The organism is Amycolatopsis sp. NPDC005232, assembly GCF_040607795.1.
In the GTDB taxonomy this organism is placed as follows: Bacteria; Actinomycetota; Actinomycetes; order Mycobacteriales; family Pseudonocardiaceae; genus Amycolatopsis.
Genome location: NZ_JBEXHL010000030.1, coordinates 66,148 through 83,212 on the forward strand (window position 1 = coordinate 66,148; position 17,065 = coordinate 83,212).

General features: G+C 69.6%; 14 protein-coding genes and 1 pseudogene. 7 read left to right on the forward strand and 8 right to left on the reverse strand.

All coding sequences use genetic code 11. The annotated features are described in order from the left end of the window. Nucleotides 1-16: 16 nt before the first annotated feature. From ABZU76_RS39090 to ABZU76_RS39105, 4 genes are all read right to left on the reverse strand, one after another. A complete protein-coding gene (locus tag ABZU76_RS39090) occupies nt 17-640 on the reverse strand; it encodes a hypothetical protein (RefSeq protein ID WP_354879448.1) in 624 nt (207 codons plus the stop codon). A 127-nt stretch (nt 641-767) separates the two neighbouring features. Further along, complete coding sequence (gene hrpA, locus ABZU76_RS39095) at nt 768-4,643, reverse strand: ATP-dependent RNA helicase HrpA (protein WP_354879451.1); 3,876 nt, start codon at nt 4,641-4,643, stop codon at nt 768-770. A gap of 62 nt (nt 4,644-4,705) precedes the next feature. Beyond that, nucleotides 4,706-5,887, reverse strand: a complete 1,182-nt coding sequence (locus ABZU76_RS39100; RefSeq protein WP_354879454.1) for a cation:proton antiporter — start codon at nt 5,885-5,887, stop codon at nt 4,706-4,708. 43 nt (nt 5,888-5,930) lie between these two features. After that, entirely contained in the window at nt 5,931-6,242 is a 312-nt protein-coding gene (locus ABZU76_RS39105) for a hypothetical protein (RefSeq protein ID WP_354879457.1), read from the reverse strand. A 113-nt stretch (nt 6,243-6,355) separates the two neighbouring features. Here ABZU76_RS39105 and ABZU76_RS39110 point away from each other — a divergent pair. Next, nucleotides 6,356-6,784: pseudogene (locus ABZU76_RS39110) on the forward strand (DUF4262 domain-containing protein); the annotation flags it as partial. Nucleotides 6,785-6,886: 102 nt separating this feature from the next. On the opposite strand, the gene ABZU76_RS39115 reads toward ABZU76_RS39110, so the two are convergent. Continuing rightward, on the reverse strand, nt 6,887-7,723 hold the full coding sequence (locus tag ABZU76_RS39115) for an LLM class flavin-dependent oxidoreductase (RefSeq protein ID WP_354879460.1): 837 nt from the start codon (nt 7,721-7,723) through the stop codon (nt 6,887-6,889). A gap of 102 nt (nt 7,724-7,825) precedes the next feature. On the opposite strand from ABZU76_RS39115, the gene ABZU76_RS39120 reads away from it, so the two are divergent. From ABZU76_RS39120 to ABZU76_RS39130, 3 genes are all read left to right on the forward strand, one after another. Continuing rightward, nucleotides 7,826-8,986 (forward strand): saccharopine dehydrogenase NADP-binding domain-containing protein, encoded by a 1,161-nt coding sequence (locus ABZU76_RS39120; protein WP_354879463.1) that lies wholly within the window; start codon nt 7,826-7,828, stop codon nt 8,984-8,986. A 323-nt stretch (nt 8,987-9,309) separates the two neighbouring features. Further along, entirely contained in the window at nt 9,310-10,158 is an 849-nt protein-coding gene (locus tag ABZU76_RS39125) for a chitosanase (RefSeq protein WP_354879466.1), read from the forward strand. A gap of 63 nt (nt 10,159-10,221) precedes the next feature. Beyond that, nucleotides 10,222-10,905 carry a L,D-transpeptidase family protein gene (locus tag ABZU76_RS39130; protein ID WP_354879469.1) on the forward strand — a complete coding sequence of 228 codons (684 nt, stop codon included), beginning with the start codon at nt 10,222-10,224 and terminating at the stop codon, nt 10,903-10,905. Nucleotide 10,906: 1 nt separating this feature from the next. Here ABZU76_RS39130 and ABZU76_RS39135 read toward each other — a convergent pair whose 3' ends face one another. From ABZU76_RS39135 to ABZU76_RS39145, 3 genes are read right to left on the reverse strand one after another with little or no spacing between them, the layout of a single operon-like run. Then, nucleotides 10,907-11,890 carry a PHP domain-containing protein gene (locus ABZU76_RS39135; RefSeq protein WP_354879472.1) on the reverse strand — a complete coding sequence of 328 codons (984 nt, stop codon included), beginning with the start codon at nt 11,888-11,890 and terminating at the stop codon, nt 10,907-10,909. 18 nt (nt 11,891-11,908) lie between these two features. After that, nucleotides 11,909-12,412 carry a metallophosphoesterase gene (locus tag ABZU76_RS39140; RefSeq protein ID WP_354879475.1) on the reverse strand — a complete coding sequence of 168 codons (504 nt, stop codon included), beginning with the start codon at nt 12,410-12,412 and terminating at the stop codon, nt 11,909-11,911. A 5-nt stretch (nt 12,413-12,417) separates the two neighbouring features. After that, nucleotides 12,418-13,077: a GntR family transcriptional regulator gene (locus ABZU76_RS39145; protein WP_354879478.1), complete on the reverse strand. Its 660-nt coding sequence runs from the start codon at nt 13,075-13,077 to the stop codon at nt 12,418-12,420. Nucleotides 13,078-13,223: 146 nt separating this feature from the next. On the opposite strand from ABZU76_RS39145, the gene araD reads away from it, so the two are divergent. The 3 genes from araD (at nt 13,224) to ABZU76_RS39160 (ending at nt 17,036) form a co-directional block, all read left to right on the forward strand. After that, the gene (araD, locus tag ABZU76_RS39150; protein ID WP_354879481.1) at nt 13,224-14,942 is read left to right on the forward strand and encodes an L-arabinonate dehydratase; all 1,719 of its coding nucleotides are present in this window, start codon (nt 13,224-13,226) and stop codon (nt 14,940-14,942) included. Nucleotides 14,943-15,032: 90 nt separating this feature from the next. Then, on the forward strand, nt 15,033-16,796 hold the full coding sequence (locus tag ABZU76_RS39155; protein WP_354879483.1) for a VanW family protein: 1,764 nt from the start codon (nt 15,033-15,035) through the stop codon (nt 16,794-16,796). Continuing rightward, nucleotides 16,797-17,036 carry a hypothetical protein gene (locus ABZU76_RS39160; protein WP_354879486.1) on the forward strand — a complete coding sequence of 80 codons (240 nt, stop codon included), beginning with the start codon at nt 16,797-16,799 and terminating at the stop codon, nt 17,034-17,036. Nucleotides 17,037-17,065: the final 29 nt, after the last annotated feature.

Below are 17,065 nucleotides of genomic sequence, written 5' to 3' on the forward strand. Positions count from 1 at the left end.
TCGTCGACTTCGGACTTCAGTAGTCGACGGTTACCTGCATGCGCACCGTGGTGCCGGGATGGGATCGGATATACGCCTGCAGCCAGCCACTGCTCGCCGTGCATCCGGCACTGGTCACACCATTCTCGGAAGTGGTATTCAAGACGACGGAACATCGAGCAAGATATTCATTTGCATCCGGCCGCAGAACGTAAAATGTCGCGGATCCGGCACCCTCGCCGCCGAGATTGCGAAAAATCGCGCTCATGGAGCACCAGGAGTCACCGCACGGCCCATTCCATTGTGAGGAGGTCACCTGGAACTGGGGTGAGGCCGGCGCGGTGGTTTCCGTTGACTCGCCGGCGTCTTCAGGGGGCGATGACGAGTCGTCGGCCGGTTCCTCGTCCACTTCGCTCGATCTCTGCGGCGGATCGTAGATCGGCACCTCTTCCGGAGTCGTCGAGGGCTGTATCCGGCTCGTTGCCGACTCCGAAGCGCCACCAGACTGGGATGTGAGGTCTTTCAACGGATTCCAGCCGGTCAAGCCGTTGATCGCCACCAGCACGGCGACGCCGCTGCCGATTGTAGCGACGACAACGTTCCATTTCTTATAGGCAGGCTCGTCGTCGGATTTCGCCGGCTTGTCCGGCTCTTCTGGCACGAGCGGCATTCTACTAGATCAACGCACGCCGCGGGCGAGATTGACCTAACCCGGATAAAGGCGTTCGACCACCCGTTGACCTGGTCATTTACCCGCCGCCGAAGCGCTTGACCGGGACGATCAGTCCTCACGCCAGCGCGTCGTCGAGGGCTTTAGTGATGCGTTTCAGCGACACCGGATACGCCGTCCCCAGCGTTTGGGCGAAGAAGGAGACCCGGAGTTCCTCGATCATCCACCGCACCTCCGACAGCGCGGGCGACGAGGTCCCCGCTGGCAGCGCGGCCAGAGCCGACCGGTACTCCTCCGTGATCCACGCGATGTCGGCGGTGCGCTGCAGATCGCGGGTGGGCTCGGAGACGAGTTTGTCCAAGCGGCGCGAGATGCCCCTCAGGTAACGCTCGACATCACGCAGCCGCGAAGCGCCCGATTCCGTCACGAAGCCCGCGTGGACCAGGCCGGCGAGCTGGGCGCGCATGTCCGCCAACGACTCGGCCGGGCCGCGGGTGTCCGGCAGGACCGACTCCACGTCGATGGTCGCGCGCAAGATCCGCTCGACGTCCGTCAGAACCGCGAGCACAGCGGGGTTCAGGCCGGCGCGGACGTGCTCCAGCAGCGAAGCGAAACCCGCCTCGTCCCAAGCCGGGCCGCCGTACGACGTCATCAGCGAGTCCACCGCGCAGTCGACGCAGTCCTCCAGCAGGGCGGCGACGCTGCCGTGCGGGTTGCGGTTCAGCACGAGCTTCGAGGAGTTCGACAGCGACCGCGTGATGAACTTCATCGGCGAGTTCAGGTTCAGCCGCAGCATGCGCCGGGTGCCGGCCCACATCGCGTGCTGCTGTTGCGCCGGGGTGTCCAGCAGGCGGACGGCGACCGAAGCACCCTCGTCCACCAGAGCCGGGTACGCCTTGACGTCGTGGCCGCGCTGGGTGGAGGCGAAAACCTGAGGCAGGGAGCCGAAAGTCGGCCTTACCAGCCCCGCCTTCTCGATACTGTTGGCGGCCTTCGAAATCGTCTCGCGCACCTTCGGGGCGAGGCTGAGCTTCAACGCCTCCAGGTCCTTGCCCTCGGCCACCTTGCGGCCGCGGTCGTCGACCACGCGGAACGTCACCCGCAGGTGGTCCTGTACGGAAAACAGGTCGTAGGCCGACAGCGGAACGTCGACGCGGCGCAGCGTGAACAGCTCGTCGGACAGCACCTCGACGAGGGGACCGTCCGAAGACGACACTCGCGAAAGGACATACGCGGCCGTGTCGGGAGCCGGGACGAAGTTGCGCCGCAAGGCTTTCGGCAGTGACTTGATCAGCGCGGTGGCCAGTTCCAAGCGCAGGCCCGGCACCTGCCAGTCGAACCCGTCCGGCGTCACCTGGTTCAGCACGGGCAGCGGGATGTGCACGGTGACGCCGTCGGCGTCCGCACCGGGCTCGAACTGGTAGGTGAGCCCGAAGACCTGCGAGCCCTGCGTCCACGAGTCGGGGTAGTCCGACTCGCGCACGCCGCCCGCGGTCTCGTTGATGAGCATGGACTTCTCGAACGACAGCAGGTCCGGGTCGCCGCGCCGCGCCTTCTTCCACCAGCTGTCGAAGTGGCGCACCGACACCACGTCGGCCGGCACGCGCTGGTCGTAGAACTCGAAGAGCGTCTCGTCGTCCACGAGGATGTCGCGGCGGCGGGCGCGGTTCTCCAGGTCCTCGACCTCGTCGAGCAGCGCGCGGTTCTCGGAGAAGAACTGGTGGTTGGTGTGCCAGTCGCCCTCCACCAGCGCGTGGCGGATGAACAGCTCACGCGACAGCTCGGGATCGATGCGCCCGTAGTTCACGCGGCGGTCGGCGACGAGCGGCACGCCGTAGAGCGTCACCTTCTCCACCGCCATCACGGCGCCCTGCTTGCGCTCCCAGTGCGGCTCCGAATACGACCGCTTCACGACGTGCGCGGCCAGCGGCTCGACCCACTCCGGCTCGATGCGCGCGTTCACGCGCCCCCACAGCCGCGAAGTCTCCACCAGCTCCGCCGACATCACCCAGCGCGGCTGCTTCTTGAACAGCGCCGAGCCCGGGAACACCGAGAACCGCGCCCCGCGCGCGCCGAGGTAGTCGCCCTTGGCCGGGTCCTTGAGGCCGATGTGCGAGAGCAGCCCGGCGATCAGCGACGTGTGCACGTGCTGCGGGTCGGCCGGCGTGGTGCTCAACGAGATGTCGAGCGGCTTGGCCAGCTGGCGCAGCTGGCTGAAGATGTCCTGCCACTCGCGGATGCGCAGGTAGTTGAGGTACTCGTTGCGGCACAACCGGCGGAACTGGTTGCCCGTCAACGCTTTCTGCTGTTCGCTCACGTACTCCCACAGGTTGAGGTACGCGAGGAAATCCGACGTCGGGTCGGCGAAGCGCGCGTGCTGCTGGTCGGCCGCCTGCTGCTTCTCCGCCGGACGCTCCCGCGGGTCCTGGATGGACAGTGCCGCGGCGATGATCATCACCTCGCGCACGCACCCATTGCGTGCGGCCTCCAGCACCATACGGCCCATCCGCGGGTCCACCGGCAGCTGCGCGAGCTTGCGGCCGATGTCGGTCAGCTTCGACGCGTCGTCCACCTCGAACGCGCCGAGCTCCTGCAGCAGCTGCACACCGTCGGCGACCTGGCGCCGATCCGGCGGCTCCACGAACGGGAACGCCGCCATGTCGCCCAGCCCGAGCGAGGTCATCTGCAGGATCACCGACGCGAGGTTGGTGCGCAGGATCTCCGGGTCCGTGAACTCCGGGCGCGACTCGAAGTCCTCTTCGGAGTACAGCCGGATGCAGATGCCATCGGACGTCCGGCCGCTGCGGCCCTTGCGCTGGTTGGCCGAGGCCTGCGAGATCGCCTCGATCGGCAGCCGCTGCACCTTCGTGCGGTGGCTGTAGCGCGAGATGCGCGCGTTGCCCGGGTCCACGACGTACTTGATGCCAGGCACGGTCAGCGACGTCTCGGCGACGTTCGTCGCGAGCACGATCCGGCGCCCGGTGTGGCGCTGGAACACGCGGTGCTGGTCGGCCGACGACAGCCGCGCGTACAGCGGCAGCACCTCGGTGTTGCGCAGGTCGAGCCGGTTGAGCGCATCCGCCGTGTCGCGGATCTCGCGCTCGCCGGAGAGGAACACCAGAACGTCGCCGGGGCCCGCGCTCTGCAGTTCCATGACGGCGTCGAGGATCCCCTGCGTCTGGTCGCGATCGGGGTCGGCCTCGGGGTCGTCGGGGTCGATGATCGGCCGATAGCGGACCTCGACGGGGTAGGTGCGGCCGGAGACCTCGACGATCGGCGCGTTGTCGAAGTGCTTCGAGAAGCGCTCCGGGTCGATCGTGGCCGAGGTGATGATCACCTTGAGGTCGGGCCGGCGCGGCAGCAGCTGCTTGACGTAGCCGAGGATGAAGTCGATGTTGAGGCTGCGTTCGTGGGCCTCGTCGATGATGATCGTGTCGTACTGGCGCAGCATCCGGTCGGTCTGGATCTCGGCGAGCAGGATGCCGTCGGTCATCAGCTTCACGAGCGTGTCCTGGCCGGACTGGTCGGTGAAGCGGACCTTGTACCCGACGGCGTCGCCCAGCTCGGTCTTCAGCTCGCTCGCGATGCGGTCGGCGACCGTGCGCGCGGCCAGCCGCCGCGGCTGCGTGTGCCCGATCTGCCCGCGGATGCCGCGGCCGAGCTCGAGGCAGATCTTCGGCAGCTGGGTCGTCTTGCCCGAGCCGGTTTCGCCCGCGACGATCACCACCTGGTTCTCGGCGATCGCCTTGCCGATCTCGTCCTTGAGCTTGCTGACCGGCAGCTCTTCGGGGTACTCGATCTTGGGCACGCTCTCGCGCCGGCGCTGCACACGCAGCTCGGCGGCGGTCACGTCGGCGGCGAGGCGCTCGGCCACGGCTTGCTTGTCACGCGACCGGCGCGCGCCGTCGAGCCGACGGCGCAGGCGGTGCTCGTCGCGCGACATCAGCTCGGGCAGCCGCGCGCGCAACGCCTCGAGGGGGGATTGAGTGGACATACTTGTTTCGAGGATAGCGGTGCGTGACAGGCCTGGCTCCTGAATATGCCCGGCGTCTCCCGTCACACCCGTTGCCGGGTCAGCCGGGCCGGCAACAGCCAGGTCAGCCGCTCCGAACGCACCACCGCGAGCGGCCCGATCACGGCGAGGAGCAGCACGTATCCCGCGACGAACGGGGCCACGCGCTCGTCGAGCCCGGCTGCCACCGCGAGCGTCGCGAGGACCAGCGAGAACTCGCCCCGCGTGAGCACGGTCAGGCCGATGTTCACCCCGGCCTGGCGATCGAAGCCGTGCAGCCGGGCGGCGAACGCGCCGGCCGCGAGGTTCAGCACGAGGGTGAGCGCGACGGCCGCGAGAACGGGAACCACGACCGTCCCCACAGCGCCCGGGTCGATCGAGAGGCCGAAGATGAAGAAGAACAACGCCCCGAACGCGTCGCGCAGCGGCAGCACCAGCTTGTGCACGCGCGGCGCGACCTTCGAGCCGCCGAGCATCATGCCGACCATGAACGCGCCGATGGCGTCGGACACGCCCACCTCCTCGGCGACGGCCGCGCCCAGCACCGCGACGCCGACGAAACACACGGTGAGCAGCTCGTCGTCGGCCGAGCCGAACAGCCGTGACACGAGCCGGCCGCCCCAGCGCGCCAGCGCCGCGAGCACGAGCAGGAAGCCGAGTGCCTTGCCGAAGTCGGCGAGCGCCGCGCCGAAGCCGTCGGCGCCGCTGAGCACGGGCTGCAGCAGGGCCAGGTAGAGCGCGAGGAACAGGTCTTCGAGCACGATCACGCCCATGATCAGGCGTGATTCGGGGTTGGCGGTGCGGCGGGTTTCGAGCAGCAGCTTGGTCACGATGGCCGACGACGAGATGCCGATCGCACCCGCGATCACCAATGCCTCGCGCGTGCCCCACCCCAGCGTGAACCCGAATGCGAGGCCGCCGCCGACGTTGAGCACCAGGTAACCCAGCCCCGCCGCGGCCAGGCGTCTGCCGCCGCGCGCGAGGTCGTCGAGCGAGAACTCGAGGCCGAGGTAGAACAGCAGGAACACCAGGCCGAGGCCGGCCAGAACGCCGAGCTCGGCGGGGTCGTCCACAAGCGACAATCCGGGCGTGTGCGGGCCGAACACGAAGCCGGCCAGCATGAACAACGGGATCGTCGGCAGCCCGATCCGCGCCCCGACGCGCGCGACGACACCGGCCGCCAGGAACGCACCGCCGACGGCCAGCAAGGCATGACCGTTGGTCATGGGAAACCTCCAACAGCTGAGTACGGGTCAGTGGGCGACGTACTCAGCCGGCGGGAGGTGCCCGAGCGGGTGCTGTCGGGTCGGACCGGTGCTCTGCGGGAGTGCTTTTGTCGACGGTAGTGGTTCTTGACGCGGCGGGCCGCTGCTTCGCTTGCTCCGGCGGCGTGGCTTCCGGGATCGGTTGCGCGGCAACGAAGTGCGGTGACTGCTGGGCAACCAGTACCGGCTGCGGATCGTCGTGCGACAGGCCCGGATGCACCGGCCCGGGCGCCGCGACGCCGAGGAGCAGCAACGCGGCGAGCAGGACACTGAGCATGGACCGGTGCCGTGGCGCGGTGGTGGCGGCAGCGATCATCGTGGCGTCAGTTTACCATTGCTTTAATATTGACCCGGCGATCCACAGTGGACATTCACTACGGGGTGGGGCCGGATACCGTTCCTTTCATGTCCACCGACTCCTGCAGATGCATGGTCTGCCTCGACTACGGCGACCGCGACCGCCTCGGCTCCGTCGACGCCGGCCTGTTCGAGCACGTCGCCGACCCAGGCTGGGGTCTGCTCGCGATCCCCGAAGACGAGGTCAGCGCGGGCTGGACGTTCACGATCGGGCTGTGGCACTCGTTCCGGGTGCCGGAGCTCGCCGTGTTCGGGCTGGAGCCGGAGCTCGGGATGGGGCTGCTCAACGTGATCGGTGAGCAGGCGGCCGCGGGCCGGCGACCGGCCGCCGGTGACGAGCTGGACGACGTCCTCGAGTCCGGCCGCCTGGCGCTGCGGCCGGTCGACGAGGGCTGGCACGACGTGTTCTTCGGGACGGCACAACGCTTCTACCGCGCCACACGGCCCGCCGCCCCCTTCCTGCAGGTGCTCTGGCCTGATCGCGACGGCCGTTTCCCGACGCAGGACGAGTTCGCTCCGGAACTCGCGCTGAGGCAGCCTCGGCTGTGGCTCAGCCCGTCCGGGCACCCGAAGGGCCCTGGACCGCCGACCTCTGAGCGGCCGTCACGCCGAGCGTTCCGCCGCCACCTGCTCCCGGACGTCCGGGATCGTCTCGGCGAGGAACACGTGCGATGCCACCTCGTCCGCGCCGGAGAGCACGAAGGTGTCGAAGCCGCCGGCCAGGGCGAAGTCGGCGAGTTCCGAGGCGGTCGGGGTGGCGCCGACGTTGAGGACGCGGCGGATCGACGCCGGGTCGCGGCCGGCGTCGAGGGCGGCGGTGTCCACGGCGGAGGCCATGCGGAGGGCTTCGGCGGGGTCGTCGCGGAGGCTGACGACCCAGCCGTCGGCAAGGCGGCCCGTGAGGCGCAGCGCGCGGGGGCCGTACGAGCCGAGCCAGAGGCCGATGGGACCCGCCGGCACCGGGCCGGAGTGGGCGCCGGCCAGGGTGTGGAAGCGGCCGTCGAAGCGGAGGTTGCCCTCGCCGCTCCAGATCTTGCGGATGACGGTGATCGCCTCTTCCTCGGCAGCGAGGGCGTCGCCCGGCGTCCGGCGCGGGCCGCCGTAGGCGACGATCGCGTCCCAGAACGCGCCGGCGCCCAGCGCGAGGTCGAAGCGGCCGCCCGACAGCAGGTCGAGGCTGGCGGCGGCCTTCGCGAGCACGGCGGGGTTGCGCAGCGGCAGGTTGGCGACGTCGGGGAACACCCGGATCTTCGTCGTCGCGCCGAGTAGCACGCCCATGAGGGAGAAGGTCTCCACGTACCGGCGCTGGTACGGGTGGTCCTGCACGGCGAGGTGCTCGAACCCCATCCGCTCCAGCTCGCGTGCGTGCTCGACCAGGGGGTCGGCCGCGTTCGGCACCAGGAAGTAGCCCGTCGAGATGTCCCGCCCGAAGTCTGTCATCACCACTCCTTCGCGGTGGTCAACGACGCCGGACGAGCGGAGATTCCGGCCCCGAAGTGACCCGGCGGTAACCTCGGGGCCGGACCTTCGGGAGGCACGCGCATGGCCGACTACGACCTGGTGCTGTTCGGCGCCACCGGCTTCACCGGCACGCTCACCGCGGAATACCTCGCGCGCTCCGCCCCGCCCGGCTGCCGCTGGGCGCTCGCTGGCCGCAACCGCGCCAAGCTCGAGGACCTGCGCACGCGGCTGGCGGCGATCGACGAGCGTCTGGGCACGTTGCCCCTGCTCAGCGCCGACATCGCGGACCCCGACTCACTGCGCGCGATCGCCGCGTCGGCGAAGGTCGTGGCCACCACGGTCGGCCCGTACCTGCACTACGGCGAGCCGCTGGTCGCCGCGTGCGCCGCCGAGGGCACCGATTACGTCGACCTCACCGGCGAGTCCGAGTTCGTCGACCGCATGTACCTCGCCCACCACGCGAAGGCCGCCGAAACCGGCGCCCGGCTCGTGCACAGCTGCGGCTTCGACTCGATCCCCCACGACCTCGGTGCCTGGTACACGGTGCGCCAGCTGCCCGAGGACGTCCCGTTGCAGGTCGACGGCTACGTCCGAGTCGGCGCCATGCCCTCGGGCGGCACCTTCCTCACGGCGATGACGGCGTTCTCCCGCCAGTCCGCCGCCAACCGCGCGGCCAAGGACCGCGCGGCGGCCGAACCCCCGCTCGTCGGCCGCCGCGTGGGCACCCCGATCGGCGGCCCGCACCGGGTACCCGGCACCGGACAGTGGGCCGTGCCGCTGCCGACGATCGACCCGCAGGTCGTGGGCCACTCGGCGCGGGCGTCCGCGCGTTACGGCCCGGACTTCCGCTACCGCCACTTCGCGGCCTTCTCCGGCCTGCCGTCGGTAGCGGCCGCGACAGCCGGCGCGGGCGCGCTGTTCGCCGCCGCCCAGCTGGCCCCCGCGCGCGAGGCACTGTCGAAGCTGGTCGCGCCAGGCCAGGGACCGAGCCTGGCACGCCGGTCTCGGTCCTGGTTCACCGTCCGCTTCACCGGCTCAGGCGGCGGCGAGCACGTGACCACCGAAGTCTCCGGCGGCGACCCCGGCTACGACGAGACAGCCAAGATGCTGGCGGAATCGGCTCTGTGCCTGGCTTTCGACGAGCTGCCCACCACTGCCGGCCAGGTCACCACGGCGACGGCGATGGGTGATGCGTTGATCGAGCGGCTCATGCGGGCGGGTATGTCGTTCAGGACTTTGTAATCCAATGTCCTTTGTGGACTTACACTAGTTCACAAAGGACTTCATACAGCGCGCAGACCTCCATTTCACACCGGGCACAAACAGTTTCCCGATCACCGGAACCCTGTACCACCCTCCGGGCACCAGATCTCACCGCGTGTTCACATCCGCGAAAACCCGATCTGCCCCTTGCCGCCGGGATCACGCGCGGTTATCGTTGCGCTACGCCGCAGCAGCACCGGAGCCGTGTTTACCCTGGTACGCCAGGGAATTCCCGGCTTCGTCCGCCTTGCCCACCTGTCATGGCCATGCCCTGACAATTCTGCGGAAAGGGAATTCCCCCCATGCGCAAGACGATGCGGCCTGCCCTTGTTGCCGGTCTCACCGTGGCGTCGGCCCTCACCGTCGTCCTGGCCACACCGGCTCTCTCGAGCGCCGCCCCGACCCCCGCACTCAGCAACGCAGCCTCGATCCTCGCCTCCGGCGGCGACCTCGCCTCGCCGGAGAAGAAGGACATCGCGATGCAGCTCGTCTCCAGTGCGGAGAACTCGAGCCTCGACTGGAAGGCCCAGTACAGCTACATCGAGGACATCGGCGACGGCCGCGGCTACACCGCCGGCATCATCGGCTTCTGCTCGGGCACCGGCGACATGCTCGAGCTCGTGCAGGCCTACACCAATTCCGTGCCGAACAACCCGCTGGCTAAGTACCTGCCGGCGTTGCGGAACGTCAACGGCACCGACTCGCACACCGGCCTCGGCCAGGCGTTCGTGGACGCGTGGAAGGCCGCGGCGAAGACGTCGCAGTTCCAGGCCGCGCAGAACAGCGAGCGCGACCGCGTGTACTTCAACCCGTCGGTGAACCAGGCGAAGTCAGACGGTCTCGGCGCGCTGGGCCAGTTCATCTACTACGACGCCATCGTGATGCACGGCCCCGGCAACAGTTCCGACAGCTTCGGCGGCATCCGCAACTCCGCCATCAAGAAGGCGAAGCCGCCGTCGCAGGGCGGCAACGAGACCACCTACCTCAAGGCGTTCCTCGACGCGCGCAAGGTGATCATGAAGCAGGAGGAGGCCCACGCCGACACTTCGCGCGTGGACACCGAACAGCTCGTGTTCCTCAACGCCGGCAACCTCGACCTCCACACGCCCCTGAACTGGAAGGTCTACGGCGACCCCTACACGATCAACTGAGCACGAACCCGGGCCGCCGATTTACCCGCGGCGGCCCGGGTCCTTGCCGTAAGGTCTCGCGCCATGAGAACCGTTCTCGGGACGCTGGTCTGCGTCGCACTGGGTACGCTCGCAACCGCCGCACCGGCTTCGCCCGCCCAGAGTCCTGCGCACAATCCCCCGTTGCCTTACCACGGTTCCGCCGGCCAGATGGTCACGGTCACCGCCCCGGACCCGTCGTCGACCACCGCGACACTGATCGCCTGGCAGCGCAAGGGTTCCCACTGGGTGCGCGCTCTCGGGCCGTTCCCGGCGTTCGTCGGCACGCAGGGCATCGGCGAAGCGAGCGAAACGACTTCGCACACCCCCGCGGGTGTCTGGACGCTCACCGAAGCGTTCGGCGTCCAGCCCACCAACGGCACCCGGCTGCCCTACCGCCAGGTGACCGCGAACGACTGGTGGGTCTCCGACGTCAAGTCGCCCTTCTACAACACGCACCACTCGTGCGCGCCCGGCACCTGTCCGTTCAACGAGGCGGCCGGCGAGGACCTCGGCAAGGCCGGTCCCGTCTACGACCACGCCACTGTGATCGACTACAACCGCTCGCCCGCCGTGCCGGGCAAGGGTTCGGCGTTCTTCCTGCACGTCTCGTCGGGCAAACCGACGGCGGGCTGCGTGTCCGTCCCGGGCGCGGACCTCGACGCCGTGATGCGCTGGCTCGACCCGGCCGGGCATCCCGTGATCAACATCGGGATCAGTCCACAGTAGACTAGACGAGCTCCTCCACCGGCCGGGTGTTGATCACACGATCCGCGGTGAGACCGACCTTTTCGGCGCGTGCGCACCCGTAGACCTGCCAGTCGAGCTGGCCGGGTGCGTGCGCGTCGCTGTCGATGGCGAACTCGCAGCCCAGCTCCACGGCCATTCGCAGCAGCGGCATGGGCGGGTCGAGCCGCTCCGGGCGCGAGTTGATCTCCACCGCCACGCCGTGGTCACGGCAGGCGGTGAACACCTTCTCGGCGTCGAACGTCGACGGCGGCCGCGCGCGAGGACCGCGCACCAGCCGGCCGGTGCAGTGGCCCAGCACGCGCACGTGCGGGTTCGCGACGGCCGCCAGCAGCCGCGGCGTCAGCTCGCGCGAGGGCATGCGCAGCTTCGAGTGCACGCTGGCGACCACGAAATCCAGTCGCTCCAGCAAGTCCGAGCGCTGGTCGAGCGCGCCGTCGTCGAGGATGTCGACCTCGATGCCGTGCAGCAGCCGGAACGGGGCGAGTTCGGAGTTGACGCGCGCGACCTCGTCCATCTGCTTGCGCAGCCGCTCGGGCGAAAGACCGTTGGCCACGGTCAGGCGTGGCGAGTGGTCGGTGAGCACGATCCACTCGTGGCCGAGGTCGCGCGCGGCCTCGGCCATCTCCTGGATCGGGCTGCCGCCGTCCGACCAGTCGGAGTGCGTGTGGCAGTCGCCGCGCAGCGCGGCGCGCAGTTCGCCACCGTCGGGCAGATCGGCTTCGGCGACCTTCGCCGCGTACGCGGGCACGCGGCCGAGCCACGCGTCCTCGATGACCCCGGCCGTCGCCTTGCCGATGCCCTTGAGCGCCTGCAGCGTGCCCGAGCGCACGCGGCTCTCCAGCTCTTCCTGCGACAGGTGATCGACCACCGCCGCCGCCTGCCGGAAGGCGCGGACGCGGTAGGTCGGCTCAGCCGCGCGTTCGAGCTGGAACGCGATGTCGCGCAGTGCGCGTGCCGGGTCCATGCGTCCTGTTCTACCCGTTCAGGCGCGCCGGGGCAGCTCGTGGAGCTCGACGTCGGTGAGTTTCCCGGCGCGGATCTCGGCGGTCTGGTAGGTGCAGAACTCCTGGCGCCGCCGGTCGGTGGGCGAGCCGGGGTTGAGCAGGCGCAGGCCGCCGGGTGTCACGGTGTCCCAGGGGATGTGGCTGTGCCCGAACACGAGCACGTCGGTGTCGGGGAACTGCGCTTCACAACGCGCTTCGCGGCCCTTCGCGTCACCCGTTTCGTGGATCACGGCCAGGCGCACACCACCGAGCGTCACGCGGGCGACCTCGGGCAGCCACTCGCGCAGCTCGGGTCCGTCGTTGTTGCCGTAGACCGCGACGAGCCGTTTGCTGGCCACGGCGAGCTCGTCGAACGCGTCGAGATCGACCCAGTCGCCCGCGTGCACGACGACGTCGGCCCGCTCCACCTCGGCCCAGACCTCGTCAGGCAGCTCTTTGGCGCGTTTGGGCAAGTGGGTGTCCGCGACGAGCAGCAGCCGCACGGTCGTTACGCCCCCTCGTCCGGGATCGCGGCCAGCACTCGCTCGAGGAACGCGCCGATGTGCTTGCGCAGCAACTCGGCCGCGCCCTCGGCGTCACCCTTCTTCGCTACGCCGAGCACAGTCTTGTGCTCGGTCCACTCCTTGCGCCAGCTGGGGTTCGTGTCCCAGCCGACCACGGTGATGAGCGCGGCACGGTCCTTGAGGTCGTCGAGCATCGAGACCATCAGCGGGTTGCCGCAGCCGGCGTAGAGCGCGCGGTGGAAGCGGCGGTTGAGCAGGCTGAGTGCCGTGTGGTCCTTGTCCGCGAGCGCCGCCTGCGCCTCCTTCAGCGCTTCGGCCGCGTCGTCGAACGACGCCCCCGCCGCCACCGAACGGCGCAGCGCCTCGGGCTCCAGCACCATCCGCACGTCGTACACCGAACGCGCGAGCTCCGCGTCGACCACGCACACCGACGCGCCGCGGTACGGGCTGAACGTGACCAGCCCGGAGTTCGACAGCACCTTCAGCGCCTCGCGCACCGGCGTCTTCGACACGCCGAGGCGCTGCGCCAGCTCGGCCTCCACCAGCGGCTGGCCCGGGAGCAGCTCGCGGGTCAGGATGCCGCGCCGGATCTCCTCCAGGACCACTTCGGTCCGGGAGGCGGGCAGGCTGAACGTCGGTGGCATCGGACACTCCAGGCTCGCGCGGTCTGCCGCGGTGAACAGACCGACATTCAACCAGGCGGGCGCGGACGGTGCCCGCGACCCGCGCGGCGGCCTGTGATCATATATCAGATGCCATACTGCTCGTAGCGACGAAAGGCGGCCCGGCCATGAAAACACCGGAGGACCTGCGCAGCCACCGCTGGTTCGGTGGCGACGAGCTGCGCAACTTCAGCCACCGCGCCCGGGCCCGCCAGCTCGGTTACGAGCCCGGGGAGCACCTGGGCAAGCCGGTGATCGCCGTGCTCAACACGTGGAGCGACATCAACCCGTGCCACATGCACCTGCGCGAGCGCGCCGAGCAGGTGAAGCGCGGCGTCTGGCAGGCCGGTGGGTTCCCACTGGAGTTCCCGGTGGCGACGCTGTCGGAGACCTACCAGAAGCCCACGCCCATGCTGTACCGCAACCTGCTGGCGATGGAGACCGAGGAGATCCTGCGCTCCTACCCCGTCGACGGCGCGGTGCTGATGGGCGGCTGCGACAAGACCACGCCCGCGTTGCTGATGGGCGCGGCGAGCGCCGGGCTGCCTGCGATCTTCGTACCCGCCGGGCCGATGCTGCGGGGCCACTGGCGCAACGAGGTGCTGGGCAGCGGCACGGACATGTGGAAGTACTGGGACGAGCGCCGCGCCGGCACGATCGGCGACGAGGAGCTGTCCGAGCTCGAACGCGGCCTGGCCCGCTCCCCCGGCCACTGCATGACGATGGGCACCGCGTCGACCATGACGTCGGCCGCGGAGGTCCTCGGCGTGACGCTGCCGGGCGCGGCGTCGATCCCGGCCGTGGACTCGGCGCACCACCGGATGGCCGCGGCGAGCGGCGCGCGGATCGTGGACATGGTGTGGGAGGACCTCACGATCACCAAGGTCCTCGACGAGCGCGCGTATGCCGACGCCATCACCACCGTGCTCGCGCTCGGCGGCTCGACCAACGCCGTGATCCACCTGATCGCGATGGCCGGGCGCAGCGGCCTGTCGCTGAGCCTGGCCGATTTCGACGAGATCGCGCGCCGCGTGCCCGTGCTCGCCAACATCCGCCCGGGCGGCGCGTGGCTGATGGAGGACTTCTACTACGCGGGCGGCCTGCCCGGGCTGCTGTCGCGCCTGACGGACCTGCTGCACACCGAGCGGCTCACCGTCTCCGGCCGCACCCTGGCCGAGACGCTCACGACCGCGCAGGTGCACAACGACGACGTGATCCGCCCACGCGACAACCCGCTGGCGGCCGAAGGCGGCGTCGCCGTGCTGCACGGCAATCTGGCACCCTCGGGCGCGGTCATCAAGCACATCGCCGCGACGCCGGAGCTGCTCACCCACACCGGGCCCGCCGTCGTGTTCGACGACTACGCCGACCTCAAGAAGCGCATCAACGACCCGTCACTCGGCATCACGGCCGACTCCGTGCTGGTGCTGCGCGGCTCCGGCCCGCTCGGCGGCCCGGGCATGCCCGAGTACGGCATGCTGCCGATCCCCGACCACCTGCTCGCGCAGGGCGTGCGGGACATGGTGCGCATCTCCGACGCGCGCATGAGTGGCACGTCGTACGGCGCGTGCGTGCTGCACGTCGCCCCGGAATCGCACGTCGGCGGCCCGCTCGCCCTGGTCCGCGACGGCGACCTGATCACGCTCGACGTGCCCGCCCGCTTGTTGCGGCTGGAGGTGCCCGACGACGAGCTGGCGCGCCGGCGGGCGGACTGGCTCGAGCCTGCACCGCGCTTCGAACGCGGTTACGGTGCCCTGTACGCCGAGCACATCACCCAGGCCGACGAGGGCTGCGACTTCGACTTCCTCGCGCGGGCCGGCGCCAACCCGGAACCCGACGCCCGCTGACCGGTTTGTTCCGCAAGGGGCACTAGTCCGGCATGTCCGGCTCAGGCCGTACGCTGTGGCGCGGGACGCAGCAAACGGAGGGTCGAACAGGTGCCGTACGAACCGCGCTGGCCGGAGTCCGAGGACGAGCAGACGGTCGTGCTGCCGACGGTCCCCGCCGAGCCCGAAGCGCGCGCCCGCCTGCGCAAAGCCCTGTGGATCTCCGGCGGGGTGCTCGCCGCGCTGCTGGTCGTGTACCTGATCGACCTGCTCACCAGCCAGGGCAGCGTGCCACGCGGGACCACGGTGGCGGGCGTCGACGTCGGCGGCCTCGACCGGCCGGTGGCCGAGCGAGAGCTGCGGGGTCTCATCGAGCCGCGGCTCACGCAGCCCCTGACCGTGACCGCGGGCGAGGTCCGCACCACGCTGTCGCCGACGCTGGCCGGCTTGCGCCTCGACTGGTCCGCGACGCTCGACCAGGCGGGCGACCAGCCGCTGAACCCGTTCACGCGGCTGGCGTCGTTCTTCTCGACGCACGAGATCGGCGTCGTCTCGCACGCCGAGGGCGACCGGCTGGATCCGGCTCTGGAGGACCTGCGGGGGCGGGTGGATCGTGCCGCGGTGGAGGGCACGGTGCGGTTCGACGACACCACGCCGGTCGCCGTGGCACCGCAGCCGGGGCAGAAGCTCGACGTCGCCGCGGCGAAGGCTGCCGTGCTGAGTCAGTGGGCGACGGGTGCCGAGCTGGCTTTGCCGGTGGTGCCGGCGCCGGTGCGGACCACTACTGCCGGGGTGCAGGCGGCTTTGGAGCAGTTCGCTCGGCCCGCGGTGGCTTCGCCGGTGACTGTCGAGGGTGAGGGCGCCGCCGCTGTTTTGCAACCGCGTGACATCGCCGCGGCGTTGACTTTCGCGCCTGCCGACGGCGGCGGGCTCGTGCCGGTTGTGGATCAGAAGAAGCTGGTGACGGTTGCCGGCCCGCAGTTGAAGTCCACCGAAAAGGAGGGCAAGGAGGCGACCGTCGGGTTCAGCGGCGGGAAGCCGACCGTCGAGCCTTCGGTGGACGGGAAGACCGTCGACTGGGAGCCGAGCCTGAAGCCGTTGCCCGACGTGCTGAAGCGCGCCGACGGTCGTTCGCTGAAGGCCGTGTACAAGAACAGCCCGGCCAAGGTGACGACCGAGCAGGCCAACGCGCTCGGCGTGAAGGAGGTCGTCGGCGAGTTCACCACCGGCGGCTTCGCGCCCGACTCGGGCGTCAACATCCGCGTGGTCGCCCAGAAGGTGAACGGCGCCATCGTGAAGCCCGGCGAGACCTTCAGCCTCAACGGCTTCACCGGCCCCCGCGGCACACCCCAGGGCTACGTCGAGGCCGGCGTCATCGAGAACGGCGCCCCCGCCCGGGAGGTCGGCGGCGGCATCTCGCAGTTCGCGACCACGCTGTACAACGCGTCGTACTTCGCGGGCATGAAGGACGCGGGGCACAAGGAGCACAGTTACTACATCAGCCGCTATCCCGCGGCGCGCGAGGCGACGGTTTTTCAGAACCCCAATGGATCCAGTGTGATCGATTTGAAGTTCACGAATGATTCTTCGACGGGGATTGCCATTCAGACGATTTGGTCGCCTTCGTCGTTGACGGTGAAGCTGTGGGGGACGAAGCGGTATTCGGTGGAGTCGATTCCCGGGGAGCGGATCAATCCGACGCCTCAGCCGACCAAGCCGGGTCCGGCGGAGAACTGCCACGCTTCGAACGGTGCGCCTGGGTTCACGACCACGGATACCCGGGTGTTGAAGGACGCTGCCACGGGCCAGGAAGTCTCCCGACACACGCGGACGGTGCGGTACAACCCGCAGCCGAAGATCACCTGCGGGGCGTAGGTGCTTGTGGTCAACATGGTGGAGAAGTTCGGCGCGGACGAGTTCCTCGAACGGGAGTGGGATCTGCCGGCGGAGGTCGTCGAGCCGTTGCGCGGGCAGGTCGACATGACGCCCGAGGGCTGGATCATGCACGTGTGGCGGATGACGGCGGAGATCGCCGCCATCGTGCAGCCTTGGGTCGACGAGCCCATCGACGTCGAGTCGGGCTCCTGGTACGTCAGCTCGGCGCAGGTCGACTGAAGCGGAGACGGCTCGGCCGGTGCGTTTCG